Here is a 24045-nt window from a genome sequence, read left to right on the forward strand (position 1 = left end):
TGGAGTGCTGCCCGGCCCAAAACCAGCAGCGCGCCCGGCCCATAACCAGCAGCTACGGCGAGTCTAGAGCCGCGCCCCGGCAGGACGCCCAGGTCGCGCGGCGGTCACCCGTACAGCTCAACGATCACGACCCCGTTGCCGCCCGCTTCGCCGTTCATTGCGCCGCCGGTGGACAGGGGACCGCCGGCGCCGCCGCCGTACCCGCGCGGGTTGGTGCCCGCACCTGCGCCGCCTCGGGCGAAACCACCGTGGCCCAGCATGCTCTCGCCGCCCTGGCCGCTCATGCCTTCGGTGGCGTTCAGCCTGATCGCGCCGCCGCCGGCGCCGCCGCCTTCCCGGATCTGCCCGCTTCCTGCGGATGGCCCGGGCACCCCCGTCGCGGTGCCCAGTGTGGTGCCGGAGATCATGTTGGCGGTGCCTCCGTCCCCTCCGGGGGCGATGACCAGGCCGCCGAACGAGCTGGAACCACCGGCGCCTCCGGCGTTGTTGCCGGTCCCGGCCGCGCCTCCGGCGCCGACGGTGACCGCTTCGGACGCGCCGAGCGTGCCCACGTTGATCAGCGACTCGCCGTAGCTGCCGCCCGCGCCGCCGGGGCGGGCGATCAGCTGGTTGGAGGCGGCGTTGGCCCCGCCGGAGCCGCCGCCCGCGCCCTGCACCCGCACGCGCACCCGCGCCAGCCAGGGGTAGGACGCCTTTTGGAACTGGTAGACGCCCGGGTCGTCGTAGACGATGATCTGCCGCAGGCCGAGGCTGCCGGGGATGACGCACAGTTCGCCGCTGGCGTTGACGGTCAACCTGTCGGAGCACACGCAGGCGCGTGCCATGGCACACCACCCCTCATGGTGGATTGCTGGTGCGCCCGGCCCATAACCAGCGGCTACGGCACGGATTCTATGGGCGGGGTGTGGCGGTCATATGGACCTCGACGCCTGCCCCGGCGGGCACGGAGGGCAGCAGGCCCAGCCCGAGCAGGGCGCGGGTCCGCCACACCCGCACCACGGCCTGGGTGGTGGTGACCTGTTCCAGTGCGGCGGTGACGGTGGTGTCGTCGCCGGGCTGGCCGTCGACGGGCAGGGCGCCGACGACGGGCGGCGCCGCGAACGGGGTGGGGAACGCCCAGGTTGCCCGGCCGTCGGGGGTGGTGAGCAGGACGGCGGAGGCGGGGGAGGGGCCTGCCAGTCCCTGCGGCCCGGGCTGCCCCGGCTCGCCCTGCGGGCCCTGCTGCCCCGGCTCGCCCTGCGGCCCGGGCGGGCCGGGCTCGCCGGGCGGGCCCTGACGGGAGGTGCGGTCGTTCTCCACCGCCCGGGTGCGCTGCGTCAGGTCGCCGACGATGCCCGCCATCGCCCCGTACGGCGACCTGCGGGAGGCGCTTCCCCTGGCCGCCATGTCACGCCCCCGCCGGGGCCAGCTGCACCGACACGGTCTCCCCGCTGCCGTTCTCCATCACCCTCACCGTCATGATCTTCAAGGATTGTGTGATCACCCTGCAGGTGCGGGTCGACGTCACATCCACGCACCAGCCCGGCACCAGGCTCGGGACGTCGACCGCCGCGTCAGGTGACAGGGTGGCCTGCTGGGACGCGATCCACACCGGAGCCGGGAGGGACGACCGCAGCCGCGACCTGGCGGCCGCCGCGGCGGAGGAGTTCTTCCGGATCGACGACTCGTCAGCGACCCGCTCCAGCAGCCCGTAGTACGGGTGGATGCCGCCTGCCTCGCCGACGACCTTGTCATTGCCGTGCACCACCCACCGGGTGGCCAGGCCGACGCCGTCCTCCGACACCGTCAACCCGTCGGGGAAGTCCGCGTCCGACAGCGACCCGACGCGGGTGGTGTGGTCCTCCGGCAGGATCAGGATGCGCGACCCCACCGCGGTGAAGTCGATGCCGGTGTCGGCCAGGTCCCGCAGGTGGTCGCCGGTCTGCCCGACGTCCTTGCTGTAGGCGCGGCCGCCGGTGATCCCGGCCAGGCCGATGGTCTGCACGCTGTGGCCGGGGTCGTCGGGGGCGAACCCGTCCTCGATCAGCCACTCGGCGATGTCGGCCAGGTCCGTCTCGTCGAACTCGATGTCCTGGTGCGGCACCCTGCGGTCCAGCCACGACAGGACGTCGCCGGCCTGCACCTCGAACCCCCCGTACTTCCAGTCGGCGTCCAGGATCGGCCCCTCCCACACCAGGCGGCCATCCCGGTAGATCACCAGCTTGTGCCGCCATGAACGCACGTTGTCGACGGCCTGGCAGCAGTCGCCGGACGGGTAGATCGTGGCCTTCGCGGTCGAGATGGCGTTGAGGACCCGCGTCCACTCCACCTCGATCAGCGTGTCGGCCGGGGTGATCATCGCCCCGTCGCGGTCATGAATGGCGGCGGTGTGGACGCCGCAGCCGACGGCCATCAGTACCCCCTGCCGGACAGTGAGATGGACACCGTGGCGTCGGCGGCCGGGGTGAACAGCGGGTCGGAGCTGATGCACACGCAGAACGCGGTGCATTCCAGCAGCCGCCACGACGGCGGCGCGCCGTCCCTGCCGAACACGTCCGGGCTGGTTTCGGTGACGCCCCGGCAGGTGACGGTGGCCCGGCCCACCTGCCCGTCCAGGGTGAGCGTCCCGCCGGCCGGGACGTACGCCGCGTGATACACGCTGTGCGGGGCGCACCGAGCCGCGTCGGCGATCTGCGCGCACGTCATGCCCGCGTTCGCCGCTGTCCGCTCGTAGAACGTCACGGTGAGGCGGCGCAGGTCGCTGCCGCCCGCGTCGACCGTGATCACGGGGGCGTCGGGGAACCACCGCGCGCGGGCCGACCGGTCCAGTCCGAAGCACTGCACGTCCGGGGCCAGAGCCTGGCAGAAGCACGTGTCGGGTGGCGGCGGGCTCGGCGGCGTCGGGGTGCGGCACGTCGGGTCCGAGCACAGCACCGGCGGCTGCGGGCACTCGGCCAGCTGGCACGTGCCGGGGCAGTTCGCCGACGGGTGGACACACCACTGGATGCAGTTGTTGGTGGAGTCCCTGGGGATCGCCGCGTCCAGGACCGGCACCGGGTCCGCCCACAGCCACGGCGTGGCCGCCGTCAGGGTGAACTCGACCGTCAGCACGTCCGCACCCGCGCTGCAGCCGTCGCCGGTGCTGCAGCCGTCACCCTCGCGGGCCAGCACCGTGGGGCCGTCGACCAGGGCGACGCGGCGCAGCGTGCGGCGGTGGCGGGCGGTGAACTCCTCCACCCCCAGCGCCTCGGACGGGCAGCAGTTGTAGACGGTGAGGTCGGTGCCGCCGCACGCCGCGCTGGGGCAGTCGCCGCACTTTGGGGTGCCGCACCCTTCCAGGGCGCGGGCCAGCCAGTTCAGCCCGTAGTCCACGCCGCAGCACGTCGACCCGAGCACGAGCGCCTTGACGACGATCGTCCGCGGCTGCACCCGAGGTGGGCCCAGCGCCGCGCCGCCCGCCACCGCCGTCGTCACCGTCCGCTTCACGGGGTGGTCGTCGAGGCCGTCGACGTCCAGCACCATCAGCCCGGCGAACTCGGCGGACGCGGGGACGTTCGGGTCCCACCACGGCGCCGCGTCGCCCTGGGGCGTCGTGTACGGCCGGTCGCCGACCAGCTGCGCCGTGAACGTCGGGCAGTGGCACGCCTGCTTGCTGGTCAGGGGCGACCCCACCGACTGCAGGTAGGCGTCCAACCGGGCGTGGTTGGCGATCTCCGTGTCGCCGAGGAGCAGGTAGGTGTCGAGCACGGGTCACAGTCCTCCGCCGGCCAGGGCGAGCCGGTTCACGACGCGCTGCGCCGTGGCCTCCGCGTCGCCCACCTCGTACAGGTTCCAGGTGTGGTGGTGGGTGTCCCCGCCGCCCGCCGCAGCGGCCGGGGCGGCGGGGGTGCCGAGGATGCGGGTCAGCCCGGACTCGGCGGCGAGCTGCCTGGCCCGCTCCGGCTTCGTCAACGGGATCACGACCTCGCGGCGGTTGCGCTCTCCGAGCAGCGCCACCGTGGGGGAGTCGACGATGCCGCCGTGGTCGTAGGCGGGCAGGCCCCGCAGGTTGACGTTGGCGACGATGCCGATGGTGACGCTGCGCTGCACGTCGGCGATCACGTTGTTGAGGTTGCGGATGCGCCGCTCGGCGGCGTCCGCCCCGACGACCTCGACGTTGGCCCGGTAGTTGCCCTGGTAGTCCTCGGCGGCCCGGCGGGTGTCGTTCAACGCCCGCTCGACGTCGCGGATCTGCCCCTTGGTCAAGCCGGCGGCGCTCAGCACCGCCCGCATGTCCGGGGTGAGCTTCCCAGTGAAGGTGTCGCCCAGCCCGGCGGCGGCGTTCTGCAGGTCCAGGCTGGCGCGGGCCAGGTCCAGCGACGCCAGCTGCGCCTCCCGGGACTTGGCCCCCGACTCGGCGACGGCGTCCTTGTACGCCTTCTGCTTGTCGGCCACCCCCTGCAGCGCCTGCTGGAACGCGAACGCCGGGTCGACCTGCGCGCGCAGCAGATCCGCCTGCTCCTTCATCGCCTGCGTGGTCAGCTGCACCGCCGTGGCCGTGGACTGCTCGGCCTGCTGCAGACTCCTCGACGCCTCGATCTTCAGCAGGGCTTCGCTGCTGGCGCTGCGGTACGCCGCCGACAGCTCCCCGACGGATTGGCGCAGGGTGTCGCTGTTCAGCAGCTCCGCCTGCAGCTGGCTGGTCATCTCGATGCCCGACCGGGACTGCGCCGCCGCCACGTTGGCGTTCAGCGCGTCGTTCAGCTGGGTGACCGCGCCCGCCTCCCCGAGCACCGCGGACGTGACGAGCGCGGTGTCGATGCCCATCCGCTTCGCCAGGTCGAGGATGCCGCGCTGCTGCAGCTCCGTGGCGACCCACTGCCGGGTGTTGTCCGTCAGCTTGCCGGTCTGCTCGTCGAGGGTGGCCGTCAGGTCCGACACCTTCTGCGCCGCCTCCGACTGCCGGTCCCCGAACAGCGACAGGGCGGTGACCCCGGCGGTGATGGCCAGCCCCCACGGCCCGCCGAATACCCCCAGCAGCCCCGCCAGGCCGGACCGCAGCACCCCCAGGCCCCGGGTTGCCACGCCGATCGCCCGCGCCGACAGCTGGGCGGGCAGCGCCGCCAGGGTCGCGCCGAACGCCGCCACCCGGCCCCGCAATGCCACCATCGTGCCCAGCGACAGCACCGCCGCCTGCAGCGGCCCGGGCAGGCTGTCGAACGCGTCCGCCACCGCGGCGACCACCGCCACCACGGGGGTCAGGACGGCGGCGAGCAGCGACGCCGCCGGGGCCAGCTGCCCCAGCCCACCCGCCACGTTGATCACCGCCGGGAGCAGCGGCGCCAGCGCCTCCAGCAGGTCACCCGCCCCGCCGGCGAGGTCGGTCAGCGCCCCCGACGAGTTCGCGCTGGCGATGGCCTCCTGCAGCCGCTCGAACACGGCGACCGTGCCGGGGCCGATCGCGGTCAAGGCCTCGCCCAGGGCGTCGAACGCCCCCACCAAGGTCCCGCTCACCGAGTCGGCCAGGTCAGCGATGATCGGCGCGAGGCGGCCGAGCAGCACCAGCAGCGCGGAGATGACCGGGCTCAGCTGGGAGCCGACCTCCTGCAGCGACTGGAACACCGAAACGATCGTCGCCTGGCCCTGCGCGCTGGCCAGGAAAGCGCGCACGCCCTCCAGGACGGCGGTGATCCCGCCCAGCGCGTTGTTGCCGCTGGCGTTGACGATGGCGAACACGTCGAAGATCACGCCGAAGGTGTCGGCGACGACCGCCCCCAGCTGCCGGAACACGGTGACGGCGTCGTTCACCCAGATCAGCGCGTCGCCGCTGATGACGGCCTCCTCCAGGAAGGCCGACAGCCGGTTCAGCGCGGTGTCGATCGCCGTGCCCAGGTCATCGAAGGCGGGCAGGGTGGTGGTGACGAACGACCCGACCGACAGCAGCAGCCGGTCGATCGTGTCCGACCTGATCGACGCCAGCGTGTGCTGCAGCGTGTCGAACACACCGGTGATCAGATGCACCCCGGCGGCCGACCCGGCGAAGCGGGTCACGGCCAGCCCGAGCCGGCCGAACTGCGACGCCACGCCGACCATGCCCTGCTGCAGCGGGCCGCGCAGCACACCGACCAGGCGGGTGATCTCCCCCTGCAGCGGCGCGAACAGCGCCTCCTGCACGCTGAGGCGCAGCGCTTCCAGCTCGGGGCGGACACCGCGCAGCTCCACCGCCATGGCGCGGGCCGCCGGCGACAGCCGCTGCATCGCCTCCTGGAAGTCCTGCAGGTCGCCGGTGAACGCCGCCTCGATCGCGTCGGACACCCCGACCAGGCCCAGGCGGAGGGTGCCGACGGCGGCGGCCGCCTGCAGCGCCCCCGCCGGTAGGGCGGCGACGATCCCAGCGGCGGGCGCCAGCGCAGCCGACAGGCGGGTGGCGTTGACCACCGTGTTGGCCAGGGAGATGCCCAGCGCGGTGACCGCCCCCGCGCCGGCCGTGTAGAACAGCAGGCCCTTCCCCGCCGCCGCGAGCGCCTTCGTCAGCAGGGACGCGCCGCGGGCCGCGCCCTCCCCAGCGGACTTGCCGAGCTTTTCGCCCTCTTTGGCCAACCGTCCGCGCGAGTCACGCAGGCGGCCCTCAGCGTCGCGGGTGAACCCGTCGCCCGCTTCCTTCCCGGCCTCCTGGAACGCCTTGGCCAGGCGGCGGGCGACGGTGCGGGCCTGCCGCTGCGCCAGGTCGTCATCGAGTTCGACCTTGATGCGGGCCGAGCCCACAATGTCGTCTGCCACCAGGCAACCTCGCGGAAATCGCAGGTTGCCCGGCCCAGAACCAGCGGCGATCCCAGACTAGCCGCCGCCCCCTCCGGCCTTGGCGTCCTCGGCGGCGACCTGCCCCAGCAGCGCGGCGGCCTGCGCCCGCGTCATCCCCACCCGGCCCCCGCCCGCCCGGCCAGCGGACGCGGCGGCGCGGCGCTCCTCACGCGGCGGCGCGTACAGCCGGGCCCGGATCCGCTGCCACTCCGGTTCGTCCTTGGCGGCCATCCGCATCATCACCTCGGCCGCGTTCAGCAGCCGGCTCAGCGACCACGCGCGGGGGTCGACACCCTGGAGCGCGAGCTGCCCGTCGATCTCCTCCCACTGGGTGGCGACGCTGTGGCAGATCCGCCGGACAGCCCAGTAGGGCGGCCCCCGCCGTACACCTCCGTCACCCAGTTGGTCAGCGCCAGCAGCACCCGGTCGGGCAGCGCCATCCCGACGTCGGCCACCTGGGCGCCGTCGACCTTCGCGGCGTGCCGCTCCGCCTCGCCCGGGTCCCCCGTGGACAGCACCACCTGCCCGGTGGGGTCGCGGACCTCCCAGCGGGCGAACACCAGCGCGGACTTCGGCAGCATGAACCCGGCGAGGAACAGCTTGACGGCGAGGTTCGCGACGCGCGCCTGCTCCGCGACCGAGCGGTCCTGGCCGTCGCCGTCGGTCAGCTGCGCCTGCGCCTGCTGCAGCCTCTCGTGCGCGGCAAGGAACTCCTCGCCCGTCACCTCGGGTTTGAACAACAGCTCGATGTCGTCGCCGATCTCGGCGACGTGCGGCTCGGTGTTGAGCGCGAACTTCTGGCGTGCCACGGCGGCTTTTCCCCCTCGCCCAGCGCATGGGTGCCCGGCCCATAACCAGCGGCACGCCCGGAGCCTAGCCCAGGACCTGCCGCATGGCCTTGACCAGGAACGGCCTGGCCCCGGCGCGGGCGTACACGAGCCGCCCCGACCCGTGCCGGTACTCCCGGTACCCCTTGTGGATGAACGACGCGTACGCCGCCGGGGCCACCACATCCCACCGGGTGCGCAGCCCCACCAGCGGCCCCTGAATGTGGATGCCGCGGCGCAGGTTCCCCGTGTCGACCGGCGCGTACAGCTTCGCCAGCGCCTCGATCTGCACGACCTTGCGGTGCAGCTGCCGGCCGATCGGCGCGGACGGGCTCACCGCCAGGCGGTGCAGCCTGCCCCGGTGGATGCGGACGGTGACGCTCACGGCGACTCGTCGGCGGGGCAGGGGGCGCAGCCCGGCAAGGCGACGGTCACCCGCTGCTCCACCCCGACGCAGCCGCCCATCGGCCCGATGATCGTCTGGGCGCCCATGACGAACCGGCGGCCGCGCGGCCCCGCGGTCGTGGGCAGGCAGCACATCACCGCGTTGTAGACCGTCACGCTGTCGACGTGGACGACGCGGGCCGCGGCTTCGAGCTCGTCCGCCGCCGGGGGGCAGCCCCGCTCGTCGATGGTGGGGGCGCACCGCAGCAGCGTCACGACCAGCTCGGCCGCCGTGGTGTTCGGCGGCTGGCATGAGGTCAGCCCGCGCACCTCCCGGTCCTCCTCCGGGAACCGGGGGGAGGGGTAGAGGCGGGCGACGTGCACCGTCAGCTGGCCGCCCTCCTGGCCGGAGCAGGGGTCGGCGCACTCGTCCCACGCCGGCGCCCCGGCGGAGACGAACACCCGGCACGGGCAGCCGGGCTGGCCCACCACCTCCAGGGCGGTGCGCTCCAGGGCGTGGCACACGCAGCCCAGCAGCGCCGCCGCCAGGTCGTGCACGCTCAACGACGTCAGGGCCACATCGTCACCCTCGGCGGACGGACGTCCGGGCTGTAGACGCGGGCGGGGGAGTGCAGCCGGTCCGGGTTGACCGTCTGCAGCCACAGGTCGACCAGCGGCAGGCCCGTCCTGCCCTCCGCGAAGATCGTGGTCGGGTCGGCCATGTCGACCTGCACCCCCTGCCGGATGACGCGGGTCACGTTCCCGGGCAAGCGGCAGGTGCCGCAGCCTTTCGTGCCCGGCGGCAGGCACGCCAGCACCAGCTGGCAGGTGAGCTCCGACACGGCGGCGATCGCCGCCGCGTCCAGCGGCAGGCCGGTGCGGTACGTCACGCAGAACGTCCCCGGCTCGCCGCACGGCGCCGCCATGTTCTGGCAACTGGGCCAGCATTCGCCGTCGGTGCGGACCAGCAGGGCGGGGGAGTCGACCCGGTATGCCTCGGGCACCAGCTCCTGGCCGTCGACGGTGACGGAGGCGATGTCGTGCACCGGCCCAGCCAGGCGCACCTCGCACAGCTGCCCGCACGAGCAGTCCGACCCGCAGCCGCAGATCGACGCGTTGCGCCACAGCCCGTCGGAGCCGATGTACGGCACCCACGGCCCCGCCGACCCCCACCGCACGGTGATGGGCAGGCCCGGCCCGTCCAGGCACGACCGCCTGCACGGTCTCACAGTGATCGGGCAGGACGGGCCCCAGCGCCGCCCCGACAACGCGAACAGCACCTGCGTGGCGACCATCTGCCACCGCTGGATGATGGCCGGGTCCAGGTCGTCGGGCAGTTCGCAGCACAGGTCGACCGGCCAGGGCTCGCACGGCCCGGGGTGCAGGGTCATCCCCGGCTCCTCTCGTACCGGCACCGGTCAGGGAACCGGGCGCGGATGAACGCGCCGACCTGGCCGTGCACGAAGGTGTCCGGCATCGTCGACAGGAACGCGGCGTCACGGTCGAACCGGGGGCCGCGCGTCAGCACCTTCACGTCCACCATCTGCTCCCCGCCGAGACCCGCCAAGTTGCCGTACAACGTGCGTTTGTGCAGCACGGGGAGGTGGCGGCCCGCGTCCAACGCGCCCAGCATCGCCGCCTTGGTGACGGGCAGCGGCACATGCAGCTCGTACGACAGCGGCGCCGCCACCCCCAACCGGGCCAGCAGGGTGCGGGTGTCCCGCATCCCGCCCAGGTACGCGCTGGACGCCCGCGCCGCGTAGTACGCCTCGACCTGGTCGATCGGCCCGCGGTGCAGCACCGGCATCACCCCCACCGGCCGCATGACGAAGAAGTCGTCATTGCACAGCAGGAACTCCTCCGACACCCCCGGGTGCAGGCAGGCGGCGCGGACGGCCGCCGTGGTGTTCTCGTACTTGGAGCCGTTCTGCACCAGCGGGATGTGCCCCACCCCGGTCAGCCACCCGGGGCGGCCGCCCACCACCCACACCCGGGAGTGCGGCAGGTTCGCCGTCCACGAGCGGAGGGCGTACCGCAGCTGCTCGTTGGCCGGGCCCTCCCGCACGGGCACGACCAGATCCGGCACACCCACGTCAGGACGCGTCGCACAGCACCGGCTGGTAGTCGCACGACTGCGCAGGCGGGGCGACCGTCGTGATGAACGTCCGGCGGTGGCACGACGCGCCGATCGGCGTCAGCATCGGCCCCGCCGTACCGGCCGCGTTCTGCGCCACCACGTCGTACGGGCCGGTGCCCCACTTGCCGCCGGCCCGGGTCGCGCCAGTCAGCTGCAGCGTCACCTGCTCCGACCCCACCTCCAGGTCGCCGATCACGCCGTTGGTCACCCACGGCATCAGGAAGTAGATCCACGCACCCGTCGAGGTGGCCTCCTCGGGGCAGACGTCCTCGCCCAGCACCTCCGCCCACAGCTCGATCGCGAACCCGGAGTTGCACGGGATGGAGCAGGAGTCGTATCCGATGGGCTTGCCCGCGTAGTCGAACACCACCGGCGACCCCGTGGTGATCTCGATGAACTCCGGCGACACGGCGAAGAAGTTCAGCTCGATGTCGTAGCCCTTGAAGGTGGGGCAGCCGCGCTTGAAGCCGCAGACGCGGCCGTTGGCGGCCTTGTACTCGACGTCGGTGCCCTCGTCGCTGTTGACGTTCATCGCCAGGGAGGCGAAACAGTCGAACACGAAACCGTTGTCGTTGCCGCACACGGGGCGGCCGCAGCCGTCTACGCGGGTGACCCGGGCGACGCTCGCGTTCGCGATCAATGGGCAGGACACGGGGCCTCCAACATGGTGTTGTTGGCCCGGCCCACAACCAGCGGCTACGCCGTGATTCTAGCCGCGCACCCACCGTGAAACCCGGTGGCAGGCTAGGCCTCGTGATTGGCTGCCACGGCTCGTTCGCCGGCGTCCCGCCATCCCGTGATGGGCTGCACGTCTACCCCTACCGGGAGGGAGCGCCGGAGGAGGAGCCGCCGCCGCTGGACCGGCCGTTCTACTGCCACGCCACCATGCCCGTGGTCGACGGCGAGTACGCCCCCGTTGCCTGGTACAAGGGCGTCCCGCTGGGGGCGCTGGTGTGCGCCGGGTGGTGGCGGGCCGTGACGGACCAGCCGCTCGACCCCGCCCCCTACACTCCGTCGAACGACGGGTGGGGGCAGCGCACTACCTGACCCCGCCAGGGTCGGCTACCTTGCTCGGGTGCGGCGCCCGGGTCACTCGGCTGCGGGCGACGGCGGGTCGGGGGCCGACCACTACGGGTGTGCCGAGGCCGACCGGCAACCTCAGCCCAAGGGTGCCGTCACATGGCGAGCGCCCCGCCCCGTTCCCAGGGGCGAGGCGCGCAGGTGGGATGGCCCGCGAGCCGTCCGGGCTCGCGGGCGCAACTCACTTAATCGTGAGGGTGATGGTCGCGCCGAGCCTCACCAGGACGACGACGACGGCCACCGCGAGGACCATGTAGGTCACACCTCGCCCATACTGGCGCTTGGACCGCTGGGGGCGCGGGTCGTGCGCCTGGTGGCAGTCCTTGGCGGCGGGATGGACGACCCTGCGGGGTCGGCGGTCCGCCCGCCGGTCTCGCCGCTGGCTGTCCGTCCCCGCGCGGCGCACGCGGCGCTGGCCCGCACGACCGTCCCCGGGCCGCGCGTTGGTCCTCCGGATGCGCTTATTCTCCGGCACATTAATCCTTTCTCTGGTAATTGTTTTTCCAGAGATCGGGCGCCGAAATAATTATCAACCGCTTTTTTATTGCTGCGGCGATAAAATCAGTCCAAGCATCAGATACACTATAAGTGCGAGTTACAGGATCTAGTGCTCGGATAATTTTCCGGCGCCCGGTCCCCGACGGGCCTCCCGCTGGGAGGCCCGTCGCCGTTGCGGCGCTGATCCGATGGTATGGGAACTTGGTCAACCCGTAGCCCCACGGGTTCGACGCGCGCCTCCGCGGATGTACCCGTTTTTTGTAGTAACAAGTTGGTAAAGGGACGCCTGACCTGTGCATTTCTAACAATCGTGACGGAAATGTAAGCGGCCCTAAGAATCGTCTGTGACGAACATCACACCCGCTGATTCTCCTCCAGCCCGGCGCACCGGCTGCCCCGTGATGACGGGCGCCCACAGTCGAGGGGGCGCCCTCCGGCGTCAGGCCGTGGCCGGCTCGAACCACATCGACTCCCCGTCCAGCAGCAGGTGATGCGCCCCCATCCGCATGGTGTGCCCGCACGGCATGGCCCATCCGGCCAGGTGGGAGGTGGCGAGGTTCACGACCTGGCCTGGGGTGGTGGCCACCACCTCCGGCTCAGGGTCGGCGACCAGCGGGGCTGATGAGGGCATCACGTCCGTGTCTGCTTCATGAAGGAGTCGAGTGGGCGGCAGCCGACAGATCCCTCTTACGATAGTGCGCATGTTTACTGGGAGACAGCAATGCTGTGAACCGTCACCCCTGAGGCGGGCACACCTGGCCCCAGCACGCTGATCCCGAGCACCGTCACGCCCGTCGTGACCAGCACCTGCATGGTGGTGGCCGCCGCGGTGTTGGCGGTGATGCGCGCGGTACGTACCCCGACGGTGCCCGCCTCGATCGCGTGCGTGACGACCGGCGGCGCGGAGAACGCCCCCGCCGGCCAGGTGAACGTCACCAGCCCGTTGGCGTCGGTCACCCCCCGGGCTCGTTCGACCCGGGCGGCGGGGGCGGTGTAGGAGCCGCGGGTGCTCACCCGCTCACACCTCGCGCGTCGTCAGGACAGCAAAGTCGCTGCCCGCCACGCCCGTGAAGGCGAACGCGTCGGCCAGCCCCTCCCCGGCATCGCCGCCCCGATCCACCGACCACGTCGCCGTCGACCCGGCGGGGAACGGCACCGCCGCCCCGCCCGCAATCGACACCGTCGGCGCACCGGCGAACACCATGAACGTCACCGAGCGCGCCCCGGCCGCGACGTTCACCGTGCCCGCCCCAGTCTGCCGCTGCGCCGTGCTGGCGACCTGCGGGTTCGGCGCCGCCTGCTCCTGGCACCTGGTCACCGCGCCTGCCACCGTGTAGGCGGTGGTGCCGTCGAGCAGGGTGTCGACCGGCGCAGTGGTGCCGGTGCTGTCCACGGTGTAGCGACGCAGGAACGCCCCATTGTCGTCGCACAGAATCTCGAACTCGCGGTCTGGGGCGGCCGTCGAGACGCTGCCGCTGGTTCCGGACATGGGGACCTCCGTGAGGGTGTGGGATTAGGTGAGACGGGCGTATCGCAGGGTGGTGCGCTGGAGCGTGTCGGAGCCGATTCCGGCCACCTCGGTGGTCCCCGCGATGTCGGTCCGGGCCGCCTCCAGCCGGATCGTCCTCGGCGACGTCGGCTTGTACTCGACGCTGATCGCCGTGGAGCTGTTCCACTGCAAGGCGGTCGCAGCCCCCGGGGCGAACTCGGAGATCTGCACGACGATGGCCTCACTGTTGGGGACGATGGCACCTGCAGTGACGTCCCACAGCCGGGCGGTGATGAGCGCGTTCTCGCCCGTGCCCATGCGGCCGAGGTTGCCCCGGACGACCGCGTCCAGGTGGTAGGTGCCGGCGGCGGGCAGCGCCAGGGACAGCCCGAGGTCGATCCATGCCCCGGACGCCGTTGACGTGAGGTCGACGCCAGCCGGTAGCGCGGCGAAGCCGCTGGCGCGGGTATTGACGCTGGCTGCTGTTCCAGTCATGAGGGTCCGTCTCCTACCGGCGCGATCCAGTGGCCCGTGATGCGTGTGCGGCCGTCCGGGTTGCTGACGACGGCCGAGGCCCCGGCCTGGCCGACCCGGAACGCCCACAGCTCCACCGTGTCCCCGGCGTTGAACGGGTGCAGGAACGACAGGCCGCCTGTGGCCTGAGCACCGTTGGCCGCCGCGATGCCCACGATGAGCGCCTCCGTGCCGACGATCAGGGCGCCGTTCTTGTAGATCCCCGTCATCACGTACTGCGCGGCGGCCGTCGGCACCGACACAGCGCCCCGGGCGTTGTAGTCCATCGCCCAGACACCGGCCCGGGGGATCGTCAGCGTCGGGACCTCGCTGACCTTTTCCCAGACCCGGTCTGCCCCGGTCAGCGCGTGGTTGAAGGTCAGCGTCGCGTTCTGCACCCATGCCGCGTCCACGCCAATCCGCCACACCTGCGGGCAGTCGCCTGCGGCTGGGGGCGTGACCGCCAGGCCCGGGTCCACCTCGATCAGCACCTCGGGCACCAGGAGGCCGGCTGCCGTCTCGGTCAGCGCGTTGCACCCGGCCGGATCAGGCAGGCGGCCGATAGCGGCTGCCGTTCCGGTCATCAGTCGCTCACCTTCTGCCACATGATCCCCTGCTGGGGGATGCCGCCGGTCAGGTAGTGCTGGAGGTTGGCGTTGGCCAGCGCCGACCCGTCGCCAGTGCCCCGCAGCCCCCGGATCTCGAACGTCGTCGGAGCCGCGATCGTGACGAACCCCTCGCACACCGCGTTCCCACCGATGCTCTTGAGGCCGGTCTCCGGGTTCACCGTGCCGGGCTCGTCGTGGAGGAGCACCCACCGCGGGCTGCCGGGTACGAACGCATTCGTCGCCGTGTTGAACCACAGAGCCGAGATGGAGGCGATGTGCCTTCCGTTGAAGTTCCAGGTGGCCAGGCCGAAGAGGTGGGCGGTGAGCCGGTACACGCCCGGCTCGGGCAGCAGAACTTGACTGAACGGCAGCACCACCTGCTGCCCCTGAGCCGACGTGCGTAGGTCCGCCTGGCCAGCGTTACGGGTGCCGAACACGGGCGTGAGCCGGGCCCCGACCGCCCAGTTCTCCGGGCACGCCCCGGCGGCCGGGGGCGTCACGTCTACATCTACCGACCGCTCGGTGCCGACCGCCGTGCCGGGGGCGATCCCGGTCACGGTGGTGCCCGGCACGAGGAGCCCGCTCGCCGTCTGGGTGAGGGCGTTGCACGCCGCCGGGTCGAGCCGGGGGTCGATGCGGTACGTGCGACCGCAGGGCCCGGCCATCAGTCACCCACCTTCTTGAAGCGGAAGTTCTGGGCCCAGACGACCTTTTGAAAGGTGCTTCCGACGTCGGTACGCCAGGACCCCTCAACACGGATCGTTGCCGGACCGGCCACCCGATACAGCGCCGACGCCGAGGCGTTGGCCTGGATGCCGGTCACGCCCGTCGCGGTCGAATCGGTGAACAGGATCACTCGCCGCGCAGACAGCGGGACCGCGGCACCAGCGGTCACGTCGAAGATCTGGGCGTCGATAATCGCGTTGCCGACACCGGCCGACCACCCGATGGAACACTGAACGTCCGCGATCACCTCGTAGAGGCCGGCCTCCGGCAGCACCAGCTGCGCCCCGGTCACGGGCACCCACGTGTTGGCGGGGCTGGCGTCGAGGGCGACAACTCCGCTGGTCTGCCCGGCTACGGGCGTGAGCCGTGCGCCCACGGTCCAGGTCTCCGGGCAGGAGCCGGCGGCCGGTGCCTGAACGTCGATGTCGACGGAGCGGTCCGTGCCGAGCGCGCCGCCCGGGGCGACCCCCTGCAGGGCCGCGCGGGGGACGAGGAGCCCGCTCGCCGTCTGCTGGAGGGCGTTGCATGCGGCCGGGTCAAGGCGCGGGTCGACCCGGAACGTACGCCCGCAGCAGCTACCGGCCATCAGTCGCTCACCTTCACGAAACCGAGGCGTGGTCCTCCGAGGATCGCCTGGGTGGAGTCGTTGAAGCCGACGTGCTGCCGCAGCCCTTCCACGCGGATCGTTGTCGGCCCGGTGACGGTGAGGAAGGTGCTGAGGCTGCCAGCGTTCTGCAGGGACATCACCGTGCCGCCGCCGGGATCGTTGATGTTGCCGAACTGAATCCGCCGGCTGGTGCCGGGCACGAGTGCCCCAGCGGTGACGTTGAACAGACGGGCGTTGATCGCCACCGCCCACGGCGTGGTCGCGGCGATGTGCGAATAGAGGTCTGCGGACAGGGCGTATTTCCCGGCCTCGGGCAGCACGACCTGGGCACCGGTCGCCACCCACGTTCCGGATGCAACGGATTGGAGATCCGCGTCCGCTCCGAACGCTTCACCACTGACGGGGGTGAGGCGCGCCCCGACCGTCCAGGTGGCCGGGCACGCGCCGGCCGCCGGGGCGGTCACGTCCACGTCCACGGAGCGGGTCGCGGAGACGGCGCCGCCCGGGGCGATGCCCTGGACGGCGACGGACGGCACGAGGAGGCCGCTCGCGGACTCCGTCAGCGCGTTACAGGCCGCAGGGTCCACGGTGGCCGACCCGGAGGAGGAGCGCAACACCAGGGCCCCGCCGCAGCACTTACCAGCCATCAGTCACCGGCCGCAGTCGGCAGGGCGTCGGCGGAGGTGGGCTGGCTCGCCACGAAGGCGGCCTCGCTCACCTCCTCGTATCCGAGATCGAGGTACGGGGCGGCGTCCCGCAGGTTGTAGACCACCTGGGCGCTCTCCCCCTCCTTGGCGAAGTAGCGGGGGTTCGGTGCGGGCTCGTCGCTCATGACGGCTTGTCTCCTCACGACTGGGAGGGGCCGCCCCGGGCGCGGGCGGCCCCCGGGCGGGTCAGCGGTAGGTGTAGTTCAGGAGGTACTGCGCGGCGGCCGAGGCTCCGGCGAAGGAGGCCGCCGCCAGTGCCGGGTCCTCGTCCTTGGCGACGGACCACGTCATCGTGACCCCGGCCGGGATCGGCACCGCGCTGCCGTCCGTCATGGTGACGTTCACGGTGCCCGCGAGGACGGTCAGGCTGACGCTCTGCAAACCGGGGAAGCTCCCGGCGATGTCCTGAACCGCGGTGCCGTTCACGGCCCGCACGCCGGTGCTCAGCGGCGTCGGCGCGGCGTCCTCCTCGACGGTGCACTCCACCGGGGAGGCCGGGGTGTACGGCTTGGACGGGTCGCCGTCCTCGTAGGTGCCGAGCAGGACCGGGGCGTCCGTGCCGCACGGGTCGACTGCCCACAGCTCGGTGTAGAGGACGTCACCGATGCCGTCGCCGGTGGTGTCGTCGCAGCCGCACCGTTCGATGACCTGCTTGGAGCAGGCGTCCGAGGTGCCGCCGCCCGCCCCGCAACTGCGCACGGCACCGGTCGGCGTGTAGGCCGTCCCGTTGACGTCGGTGTCCGTCGTGATGACCTGGTCCCCGACGTAGGAGACGTGCCGCAGGAACGTCCCGTTGTCGTCGCACAGGACGAGCGGGTCAGGGCTGCCGCCGCAGGCCACCAGCGACGAGGACGGCGGCAGCTCGTCCTGCCGGTCCCCGTTCTCGTCGAGGTAGTACACCGACCCGTCGCAGCACACCATCCGCGTCCACGACCGCTGGCCGAGGCTGGGCACGGCGTAGGTGACGATGAAGTGCGCCATGACCCCGGCCCCGTTGCTCGGGGAGTCCGCCAGGGTCTCGTTGACCTCGAAGTACAGCGTGTTCGTGCCCGGCTGCGCACCGGCGAGGGTGCCCGGCCCGAACGTGTACGGCGTCCCGTTGTGCGTGGCGCTCGCGGGCATGGCCTGCCAGGCGCCGTTGTTGAGGCGGAACCGGATGGCCTGCTGGTCGGCGTTGAGGACCGTGATCTGGACCTGGATCGAGTCCGGGTCGGCAGCGGCCGGGAGGCTGAACGACGCCCTGGCCCACCACGGCTCGGGGCCGTTGAGGGTGGGTCCCTCGCCCGGGGTGCCGGTGGTGCCGGTGAGGCCGCCGGGGTGCGGGGCGATCCACCCGGCCGGGCGGCTCGCCGCCGTGTCCACCACCGACCAGGCGGCCGGGTTCGGGGCGAACCTGGCCCGGTACGTCTGGTACCAGGTCGCGGCGGCCGCCGGCCCGTTCGTGTCGCCGTTCGGCGTCCACGTCCACACCGTGTCCACGCTGTTGTCGTAGACCTGCGCCTCGTTGGAGACAAACTCGACCGTCTCGGTCACGGTGTCCGCGATGCACACCTGCACCGCCTGGCAGCAGTCTTCCGGCTCCGGGTCCGTGCAGACCTTCGCCGCACCGATCAGGGTGTACGGGGTGACGCCGTCCAGGGCGGTGTCCGTGACGCTGGTGACCGCGCCGTCGCAGTCGCGGCAGATCCGGCGGAGGAACTGCCCCGGCGGGGTGACGGTGACCGACCCGAACCGCCACATGTCGAACACACCGCACGCGGCGACTCGCGCGCCGAGGTACTGGAGGCTGAACGTGGTGACCGGCTTCGGCAGCCGGAACCGCGCAGAGGTCGCCTGGTGGGGGTCGGTGAGGGCGGTGCAGTCGGTCAGGGTGCTGTCGCCCGTGAGGACGCCGGTGGCCGCGTTGTAGCTGTACCCGGTCGGCAGGGAGACCGGCACCGCACCGACCGGAAGCTGAGCCGCGTTCCGCTGGGCGGGGTCGGTGTAGTTGAAGTAGTGGAGTTCGACGCTGAACTCCACGTCGACCGGCCGGTCAAACGTCCACGTGGTGTTGGTGAGGATGGGGTTGGGGAAGGTGCCTTGACCCCACCAGGAGCCATCGGCGTTGCTCTGCTTCGCCGGGAACGCCGCGCCGCTGCCCCGCGCGGTCCAGCCGACCCCGTTGGGCAGGGTCCCGGAGGATGCGAGACCGGTGATCGTGGCCGCCGCCTCGGCGCCGTCGTCGCACAGCAGCACCGTCTCGCAGTTGAGGCACGACTCGGCTGGCTGGCAGATGCCGACGGTGCCGGACGGCCCGTACGGTGCGGTGCCGCCCAGATCGGTGTCAAGGACGCTGACGACCGCGCCCGTGCAGTCCCGGCACACGGTGCGCAGGAAGGTGGTCGAGGTGCCGTCGGCGGCGACGTCGCACAGGACGGTCGACGTGCAGTCCCGGCAGTCCGACGGGGTCTCGGCGGGCGTGCACTGGCCGACCTCGCCGGTGACCGTGTACGGGGCGCCGTCCAGTGTCGTGTCCGTGGTCGACACGACTTCGCCGGTCACGCAGTCCGTGGTGACCGTCCGGAGGAACTGGGTCGCCTCGGTGACCTCGCAGCCCTCCAGCGCGAGGGTCACGTCGAACTGGTCGGCGGTCCAGGACTTCGCGCCGAGGTGGTAGGTCTCCAGGATCAGCGCGACCCGGATGTCACCGGAGGCGATGTCAGCGGCCGTGACGGGCGCGGAGACCGTCAGCGTCCCCTGCCAGCCGGCCGGTGCCCACGTGAGGGCGTCGTCCGTGTCCAGCGCGGTCGTGCCCCGGAACAGGCGGAGGGCGCCGTCCCATGACTGCCCGGCATCGGGGCCGTTGTTCCTGACACGGACGGAGATCGTCAGCGAGCCGGACGCGCCTTCACAGTCGGACACGTCGGCGGTTATCTGGCCGGTGGCGGTGAGGTGCTGCTGGGCGGGTCCGGGCCCGGCAGGGTAGACGAGGGTTCCGCCCGCCCACAGGGACGTGTACGGGCCGGGGTGGTTCTGGAACTGGGTCTGGCCGACTGCGGCGACGTTGCTGTCCACGATCGTCGTCGGGATGTCCGTCGAGGTGGCGGCGGGGACGTCGCAGACGAGGACCGTGCTGGAGTTCCGGCACTCCGCGTGGCAGACGCCGACGGTGCCGGTCGGGCTGTATGGGGCGCCGGCCAGGGTGTAATCGGTGTGGCCGGTGATCGCGCCGAGCTCGTCGCGGCGGTAGTCGCGGATGAACGGCGTGGTCGTGCCGTCCGCGGCGACGTCGCAGAGCTGGACGATGTCCTGCTCCGGCTGCTCGACGCCAGCGGGGCAGGTGGTGATGGTGCCGGTCGGCGTGTAGGTGCCACCGGTGGTGGCGTCGACCAGGCGCACCGAGGCGATCGTGCCGTCCGCTGCGTAGGAGTACTCGATCAGGACCAGGCCGGCGACCGTGCCGTCCGCGAGGACGTCGCAGAACGTGCCCGAGACCTGGACGGACTGGGAGCTGCCGCAGGCGACGGCCCCGACCGGCGGCGCGCCCGCGCTGTACGCGCCGGTTTGAAGGTTGATCCAGCCTTCGGAGGTGACCACGCCGTCGCAGTCTCGGACGACGGTGACGGCGATCGGCGTCCCGTCCGGCAGGCACAGGCCGATGGTGGCGGTCGGGGTGGTCGGCGAGGCGCAGTCCCGCTGTTGCTGCGGGCACGGAACGACCACTGCCTGAGTCAGGTCTACTTCGTCGCCGCTGACCTGGTCGCGCCACGTCGTCTCGCCGGTCTTGCAGTCGCGGAGCCCATACGCCGTCCGGATCTCACCGGTCCCGGTGACGACACCGGTCGCGGTCACGTTGCAGAACCGCTCGAAGTTGCCTGCGGCTGGGTCGGCGAAGCCCTGGGTGCCGAACTTCATCGTCACGGGCGACGAGAACGACAGCTTGAAGTGCTCGGTGCCGCCCATCCGCAGGTACTGGGTACCGGTGGTGATCGCCGATGCGGTGAAGATCTCCAGCGTGACCGTGATGCCGTTGACCACGGCGGTGCCCGTATACGGGGCCGGGATGCCCGCGTTGGGGACCGATGGGATGGGCGGGCTGAACGTGCTCCAGTCGATGAAGCCGCCAAGCTCAGGAGCGGATACCTCGACGTTCGACGCGGTACCGGTGTTGGACGTGTAGACGCCTTCCCACGCGGTGATCGGGTCGTTGTACTGAATGAACGGCAGGTCGCCGTCCATGGCGTCGAGCCCGACCAGGCAGCCGGGATAGCTCGGGTCGGCGTCGTCGAACTTGTGCAGTGTGAACGTCGGGTCCTGGGCGCTCGGCTCCTGATAGCAGAGCGCCCCGATGAACTGGTCGCAGTCTTCACCCGCGGCGGCGCAGTCCCTCAACGTGCCCTGAACGGTGTAGGCGGCGCCCGTGGTCGGGTCCACGGTGCGCGTGCCCACGCGGTCCCCGCTGCTCGTGTCGTAGACCGGCTCGACGAGGACGGTCGAGGCCACCGTGCCGTCCGGCAGGACGTCGCACAGCAGGACCGTCTCCACGTCGACACGCGGTGCCTGGGGGCCGCTCATGATGACCGGGCCCGGGCCGCAGCATCCACTCACAACAGCACTCCTTGCGTGTACGAGATGGTCACGGTGCCCGTCTGGGCGGTGATCGTCAGCGGGCCGACCAGCATGGAGTCCTCGTCCCGAGCAACCGACCAGGTGACTGACTCGCCGGGGAACAGCGTGGTATCGCCGTCGACGGTGCTGATGCGGCCGGTGCCGCCGTGCGCGGTCGCGGTGACCGACTGCAGCAGCGGCACCCGCGCCGCTGACCAGGCGCCGCCACCGCCCGGGCCGAGCTGTACTCTGCGGGCCCGCACCGCGGACGCCTGGGGTGCGCCCTCCACGGGGCATTCCGCCGTCGGCGCGACCGGGGTGTAGGCGGCGGTCAGATCCGGCAGGTAGGTGCCCAGGCTGGTGAGGGCCCCGGTGCAGCCGTCGACCTGGATCAGCTCCAGGTACGTGGTGTCGCCCAGCCCGTCGCCGTCGGTGTCGTCCCACCGGCACTCGTGCAGCAGGTGCTGGGGGCACTCCGGCTCCGGCGGCGGGCAGCACGCCCCACCGGCCGCCTCGCACTGCCCGGCCGTGCCGGTGACCGTGTACGGCGCCCCGTCCATGGTCGTGTCTACGACGGCGACGACAGCGCCGGTCTCACAGTCGGTGGTGACGTTGCGCAGGAACTGTGTGGCACAACCAGACTGGTCGTACGTCACCGACGCGGTGAACGCCGACACCTGCCACCCGGTGCGGCGCGGGCTCGGCGTGCACGTGGCCGGGCTGTCGTCGTAGGCGTCCAGAGCGAGCGCCACGACGACGTTGCCCGCGGCAAGATCGACGGCCGGGACGTCGGCCTCCACCGTGAGGGTGCCGAACCAGCCGACCGGCGTGTTCGCCGGCAGGACGGTGAGCGCGGCCTGCGTCGTCCCGATGAACAGGCGCAGGTGACCGGTGGGCCCGCACCCGTTGTCCGGGCCGGTCTGCTGGGCGTTGACGGAGACGGTGACGTGCGCGGTGCCGGTGTCGCAGGCCGGGCGCAGCGCGGCGATGGTCGCCGCGAGGCTGTTGACGCTGCCGGTGGTGCCGGGCTGCGGCGCTGTCCCCGGCGGCAGGTTCAGCGTCCCGCCGTCCCACAGCGTCTGCCCGCCAGCGACCGCGAAGCCGGTGGGGTACGGGTAGTACGGCGTCGGGTCGGTGTCGGTGACGGCCGGGTCAGGCGCACCGCCGTCCGGCAGGTCGCACACCAGAAGCGTGGACGTGTTCCGGCACGGCTCGGGTTCCTCGGCGGGCGGCTGGCACACCCCCACCGTCCCGGCCGGGGCGTACGGCGTCACCCCGTCCATGCCGGTGTCCGCGGTGGCGATGACCGTGCCGTCGCAGCCGATGGTGACCCTGCGCAGGAACGCCGTGCTGCTGCCGTCCGGGGCGACGTCGCACAGGGCGATCACCTGGGCGGTTTCGCACGGCGTGTCAGGCTCGGGCTGGCACACGCCCACGCTGCCGGTCGGGGAGTACACGGTGGCGCCGTCCATGCCGGTGTCCGTGACGGAGTTGACCGTGCCGTCGCAGCCGATGGTGACCCGGCGCAGGAACGGGACGCTGGTGCCGTCCGCCGCGACGTCGCACAGCGTGAGGATGTGCGCGGTCGAGCACGGCGCGTCAGGCTCCGGCTGGCACACCCCCACCGTCCCGGCCGGGGCGTACGGCGTCACCCCGTCCAGGGTGGTGTCCGCCGACGCGGTCACCGTGCCGGTGCAGTCCAGGGTGAGGCGGCGCAGGAACGGCGTGCTGGTGCCGTCCGCGGCGACGTCGCACAGGGTCAGGGTGTGTGTGCTCGTGCAGGGCGGCTCAGGTTCCGGCTGGCACACCCCCACGCTGCCGGTCGGGGTGTACGGGCCGCCGCCGAGGGCGTAGTCCGTGTGGCCGACGACCTGCCCGATCTCGTCCCGCCGCCAGTCCCGAAGGAAGGCGGTCACTGTGCCGTCCGGCTGGGTGTCGCACAGCACCGCCAGGTCCTGCTCGGGCTGCTCCGCACCCACTGGGCAGGCGGTGACCGTCCCGGCCGGGGTGTAGGTGCCGCCGGTGGTGGCGTCGACCAGCCGCACCGAGGCGATCGACCCGTCCGGGTTGTAGCTGTACTCGACGAGGACCAGGCCCACGACCTCGCCGGTGCTGTCGATGTCGCAGAACACGCCCGCGGTGGTGATGCTGCGGGACTCGCCGCACGCGGTCACCCCCACCGGGGGCGCACCCGCCGAGTACAGGCCGGTGGCGAGGTTGATCCACCCGGCCTGCGTCACCGTCCCGGAGCAGTCGCGGGTGATGATCGTGGCGATGGGGGTGCCGTCCGGCAGGCACAGCCCCACCGTGGCCGCCGGGGTGGTGGGGTTGTCGCAGTCAGGCCCGGCCGGGCACGGCCCCACCTGACCCATCACCACGTGCGGCGTCTGCCCGTCCAGGGCGACGTCCGTGTACGACGCGGCCCCGTTCAGGAACACGTACCTGCGGAGGAACGGCCCGGAGCCGTCGCACAGCATGAGCGTCTGCGACTCGGGGCAGCCGTAGGTGCACTCCATCGGGGACACCGGCACGTACGGCACGGCCGGCTCGTCGGCGTACGTCAGCACCAGCTCGGCCGACCCGTCAGCGCGGACACACCACAGCTCGCTGTACGTCGCGTCGGGCTGGCCGTCGCCGTCGGTGTCGTCGCACCGCTGCACGCAGATCGTGTCGACGCACCCGGCCGCGCAGGCAGCGCAGTTCCCCGCCGTGCCCGACACCGGGTAGATGGTGGTGCCGTCCAGGGCGGTGTCCAGCGTGGTGGTGACCGCCCCGGCGCAGTCCCGGACCAGGTGCCGCAGGAACGGCGTGCAGCCGCCGCCCGGCAGCAGGTCGCACAGCTGCACGGTGGTGACAGTGGAGCAGCCGCCGTCGCACGGCCCGGCCCCCGCCGGAACCACCCCCGGCGTGAAAACGCCCGTTTGGGGGTTGATCCAGCCGATGGCCTGCGGGTCGGCGGGGGTGGCGCCGCACTCGACGCACCCGGAGCGGACGACCAGCAGGACGGCGGCGCCGTCGGGCAGGCACAGCGGTTGCGCCGCGATCGCCGGGGCGCAGCACACGGGTGTGGGCGGCGGCCCCGACCCGCCGCCGTCGTCGCACGGGAGCGGCTGTACGGCCACG

25 protein-coding genes are annotated in these 24045 nt (G+C 72.2%); 1 reads left to right on the forward strand and 24 read right to left on the reverse strand.

What is annotated here, in order from left to right; all coding sequences use genetic code 11:
* Positions 1 to 104 precede the first annotated feature (104 nt).
* The 12 genes from F5972_RS08050 to F5972_RS08105 all read right to left on the reverse strand — a co-directional run bounded on the left by F5972_RS08050 (position 105) and on the right by F5972_RS08105 (position 10759).
* Positions 105 to 824: a glycine-rich domain-containing protein gene (locus F5972_RS08050; protein WP_150932760.1), complete on the reverse strand. Its 720-nt coding sequence runs from the start codon at positions 822 to 824 to the stop codon at positions 105 to 107.
* Positions 825 to 891: 67 nt separating this feature from the next.
* The gene (locus tag F5972_RS37010; protein ID WP_191910011.1) at positions 892 to 1386 is read right to left on the reverse strand and encodes a hypothetical protein; all 495 of its coding nucleotides are present in this window, start codon (positions 1384 to 1386) and stop codon (positions 892 to 894) included.
* A 1-nt stretch (position 1387) separates the two neighbouring features.
* Positions 1388 to 2392: a hypothetical protein gene (locus F5972_RS08060; RefSeq protein ID WP_150932762.1), complete on the reverse strand. Its 1005-nt coding sequence runs from the start codon at positions 2390 to 2392 to the stop codon at positions 1388 to 1390.
* Complete coding sequence (locus F5972_RS08065) at positions 2392 to 3726, reverse strand: hypothetical protein (RefSeq protein ID WP_150932764.1); 1335 nt, start codon at positions 3724 to 3726, stop codon at positions 2392 to 2394. The genes F5972_RS08060 and F5972_RS08065 overlap by 1 nt, the downstream gene beginning before the upstream one ends.
* A 3-nt stretch (positions 3727 to 3729) precedes the next feature.
* Positions 3730 to 6738, reverse strand: a complete 3009-nt coding sequence (locus F5972_RS08070; protein ID WP_150932766.1) for a hypothetical protein — start codon at positions 6736 to 6738, stop codon at positions 3730 to 3732.
* A 57-nt stretch (positions 6739 to 6795) separates the two neighbouring features.
* Positions 6796 to 6990 (reverse strand): hypothetical protein, encoded by a 195-nt coding sequence (locus F5972_RS08075; protein WP_150932768.1) that lies wholly within the window; start codon positions 6988 to 6990, stop codon positions 6796 to 6798.
* 35 nt (positions 6991 to 7025) lie between these two features.
* Positions 7026 to 7568: a hypothetical protein gene (locus tag F5972_RS08080; RefSeq protein ID WP_150932770.1), complete on the reverse strand. Its 543-nt coding sequence runs from the start codon at positions 7566 to 7568 to the stop codon at positions 7026 to 7028.
* A 64-nt stretch (positions 7569 to 7632) separates the two neighbouring features.
* The gene (locus tag F5972_RS08085; RefSeq protein WP_150932772.1) at positions 7633 to 7971 is read right to left on the reverse strand and encodes an HK97 gp10 family phage protein; all 339 of its coding nucleotides are present in this window, start codon (positions 7969 to 7971) and stop codon (positions 7633 to 7635) included.
* Entirely contained in the window at positions 7968 to 8549 is a 582-nt protein-coding gene (locus tag F5972_RS08090) for a hypothetical protein (protein WP_150932774.1), read from the reverse strand. Before F5972_RS08090 ends, F5972_RS08085 begins: the two co-directional genes overlap by 4 nt.
* Positions 8540 to 9361 (reverse strand): hypothetical protein, encoded by an 822-nt coding sequence (locus F5972_RS08095; protein ID WP_150932776.1) that lies wholly within the window; start codon positions 9359 to 9361, stop codon positions 8540 to 8542. The genes F5972_RS08090 and F5972_RS08095 overlap by 10 nt, the downstream gene beginning before the upstream one ends.
* Positions 9358 to 10062, reverse strand: coding sequence for a hypothetical protein (locus F5972_RS08100; protein WP_150932778.1), 705 nt, complete (start codon positions 10060 to 10062; stop codon positions 9358 to 9360). The genes F5972_RS08095 and F5972_RS08100 overlap by 4 nt, the downstream gene beginning before the upstream one ends.
* 1 nt (position 10063) lies before the next feature.
* Entirely contained in the window at positions 10064 to 10759 is a 696-nt protein-coding gene (locus tag F5972_RS08105; protein ID WP_150932780.1) for a hypothetical protein, read from the reverse strand.
* Positions 10760 to 10860: 101 nt separating this feature from the next.
* On the opposite strand from F5972_RS08105, the gene F5972_RS08110 reads away from it, so the two are divergent.
* Positions 10861 to 11154 carry a hypothetical protein gene (locus F5972_RS08110; RefSeq protein WP_150932782.1) on the forward strand — a complete coding sequence of 98 codons (294 nt, stop codon included), beginning with the start codon at positions 10861 to 10863 and terminating at the stop codon, positions 11152 to 11154.
* A gap of 214 nt (positions 11155 to 11368) precedes the next feature.
* On the opposite strand, the gene F5972_RS08115 is transcribed toward F5972_RS08110, so the two are convergent.
* From F5972_RS08115 to F5972_RS08170, 12 genes are all read right to left on the reverse strand, one after another.
* Complete coding sequence (locus tag F5972_RS08115) at positions 11369 to 11662, reverse strand: hypothetical protein (RefSeq protein ID WP_150932784.1); 294 nt, start codon at positions 11660 to 11662, stop codon at positions 11369 to 11371.
* Positions 11663 to 12124: 462 nt separating this feature from the next.
* Entirely contained in the window at positions 12125 to 12319 is a 195-nt protein-coding gene (locus tag F5972_RS08120) for a hypothetical protein (RefSeq protein WP_150932786.1), read from the reverse strand.
* A 71-nt stretch (positions 12320 to 12390) separates the two neighbouring features.
* Positions 12391 to 12699: a hypothetical protein gene (locus tag F5972_RS08125; RefSeq protein WP_150932788.1), complete on the reverse strand. Its 309-nt coding sequence runs from the start codon at positions 12697 to 12699 to the stop codon at positions 12391 to 12393.
* A 4-nt stretch (positions 12700 to 12703) separates the two neighbouring features.
* Positions 12704 to 13174, reverse strand: coding sequence for a hypothetical protein (locus tag F5972_RS08130; RefSeq protein ID WP_150932790.1), 471 nt, complete (start codon positions 13172 to 13174; stop codon positions 12704 to 12706).
* Positions 13175 to 13198: 24 nt separating this feature from the next.
* A complete protein-coding gene (locus F5972_RS08135) occupies positions 13199 to 13669 on the reverse strand; it encodes a hypothetical protein (RefSeq protein WP_150932792.1) in 471 nt (156 codons plus the stop codon).
* The gene (locus F5972_RS08140; RefSeq protein WP_150932793.1) at positions 13666 to 14271 is read right to left on the reverse strand and encodes a hypothetical protein; all 606 of its coding nucleotides are present in this window, start codon (positions 14269 to 14271) and stop codon (positions 13666 to 13668) included. Before F5972_RS08140 ends, F5972_RS08135 begins: the two co-directional genes overlap by 4 nt.
* Positions 14271 to 14960 carry a hypothetical protein gene (locus F5972_RS08145; protein ID WP_150932795.1) on the reverse strand — a complete coding sequence of 230 codons (690 nt, stop codon included), beginning with the start codon at positions 14958 to 14960 and terminating at the stop codon, positions 14271 to 14273. Before F5972_RS08145 ends, F5972_RS08140 begins: the two co-directional genes overlap by 1 nt.
* Complete coding sequence (locus F5972_RS08150; RefSeq protein ID WP_150932797.1) at positions 14960 to 15607, reverse strand: hypothetical protein; 648 nt, start codon at positions 15605 to 15607, stop codon at positions 14960 to 14962. The genes F5972_RS08145 and F5972_RS08150 overlap by 1 nt, the downstream gene beginning before the upstream one ends.
* Entirely contained in the window at positions 15607 to 16104 is a 498-nt protein-coding gene (locus F5972_RS08155) for a hypothetical protein (RefSeq protein WP_150932798.1), read from the reverse strand. Before F5972_RS08155 ends, F5972_RS08150 begins: the two co-directional genes overlap by 1 nt.
* A gap of 170 nt (positions 16105 to 16274) precedes the next feature.
* Positions 16275 to 16460, reverse strand: a complete 186-nt coding sequence (locus tag F5972_RS08160; RefSeq protein WP_150932800.1) for a hypothetical protein — start codon at positions 16458 to 16460, stop codon at positions 16275 to 16277.
* Between the two features lie 61 nt (positions 16461 to 16521).
* On the reverse strand, positions 16522 to 20922 hold the full coding sequence (locus tag F5972_RS08165) for a hypothetical protein (RefSeq protein WP_150932802.1): 4401 nt from the start codon (positions 20920 to 20922) through the stop codon (positions 16522 to 16524).
* Positions 20919 to 24044, reverse strand: a complete 3126-nt coding sequence (locus F5972_RS08170) for a hypothetical protein (protein WP_150932804.1) — start codon at positions 24042 to 24044, stop codon at positions 20919 to 20921. The genes F5972_RS08165 and F5972_RS08170 overlap by 4 nt, the downstream gene beginning before the upstream one ends.
* Position 24045 lies beyond the last annotated feature (1 nt).

The organism is Microbispora cellulosiformans, assembly GCF_008728085.1.
Taxonomy (GTDB): Bacteria; Actinomycetota; Actinomycetes; order Streptosporangiales; family Streptosporangiaceae; genus Microbispora; species Microbispora amethystogenes.

What these genes read in the sequence shown, in the direction of transcription:
- F5972_RS08050 (WP_150932760.1), bottom strand. Translation starts at nt 824, where the DNA reads ATGGCACGCGCCTGCGTGTGCTCCGACAGGTTGACCGTCAACGCCAGC.
- F5972_RS37010 (WP_191910011.1), bottom strand. Translation starts at nt 1,386, where the DNA reads ATGGCGGCCAGGGGAAGCGCCTCCCGCAGGTCGCCGTACGGGGCGATG.
- F5972_RS08060 (WP_150932762.1), bottom strand. Translation starts at nt 2,392, where the DNA reads ATGGCCGTCGGCTGCGGCGTCCACACCGCCGCCATTCATGACCGCGAC.
- F5972_RS08075 (WP_150932768.1), bottom strand. Translation starts at nt 6,990, where the DNA reads ATGGCCGCCAAGGACGAACCGGAGTGGCAGCGGATCCGGGCCCGGCTG.
- F5972_RS08095 (WP_150932776.1), bottom strand. Translation starts at nt 9,361, where the DNA reads ATGACCCTGCACCCCGGGCCGTGCGAGCCCTGGCCGGTCGACCTGTGC.
- F5972_RS08130 (WP_150932790.1), bottom strand. Translation starts at nt 13,174, where the DNA reads ATGTCCGGAACCAGCGGCAGCGTCTCGACGGCCGCCCCAGACCGCGAG.
- F5972_RS08135 (WP_150932792.1), bottom strand. Translation starts at nt 13,669, where the DNA reads ATGACTGGAACAGCAGCCAGCGTCAATACCCGCGCCAGCGGCTTCGCC.
- F5972_RS08140 (WP_150932793.1), bottom strand. Translation starts at nt 14,271, where the DNA reads ATGACCGGAACGGCAGCCGCTATCGGCCGCCTGCCTGATCCGGCCGGG.
- F5972_RS08145 (WP_150932795.1), bottom strand. Translation starts at nt 14,960, where the DNA reads ATGGCCGGGCCCTGCGGTCGCACGTACCGCATCGACCCCCGGCTCGAC.
- F5972_RS08150 (WP_150932797.1), bottom strand. Translation starts at nt 15,607, where the DNA reads ATGGCCGGTAGCTGCTGCGGGCGTACGTTCCGGGTCGACCCGCGCCTT.
- F5972_RS08160 (WP_150932800.1), bottom strand. Translation starts at nt 16,460, where the DNA reads ATGAGCGACGAGCCCGCACCGAACCCCCGCTACTTCGCCAAGGAGGGG.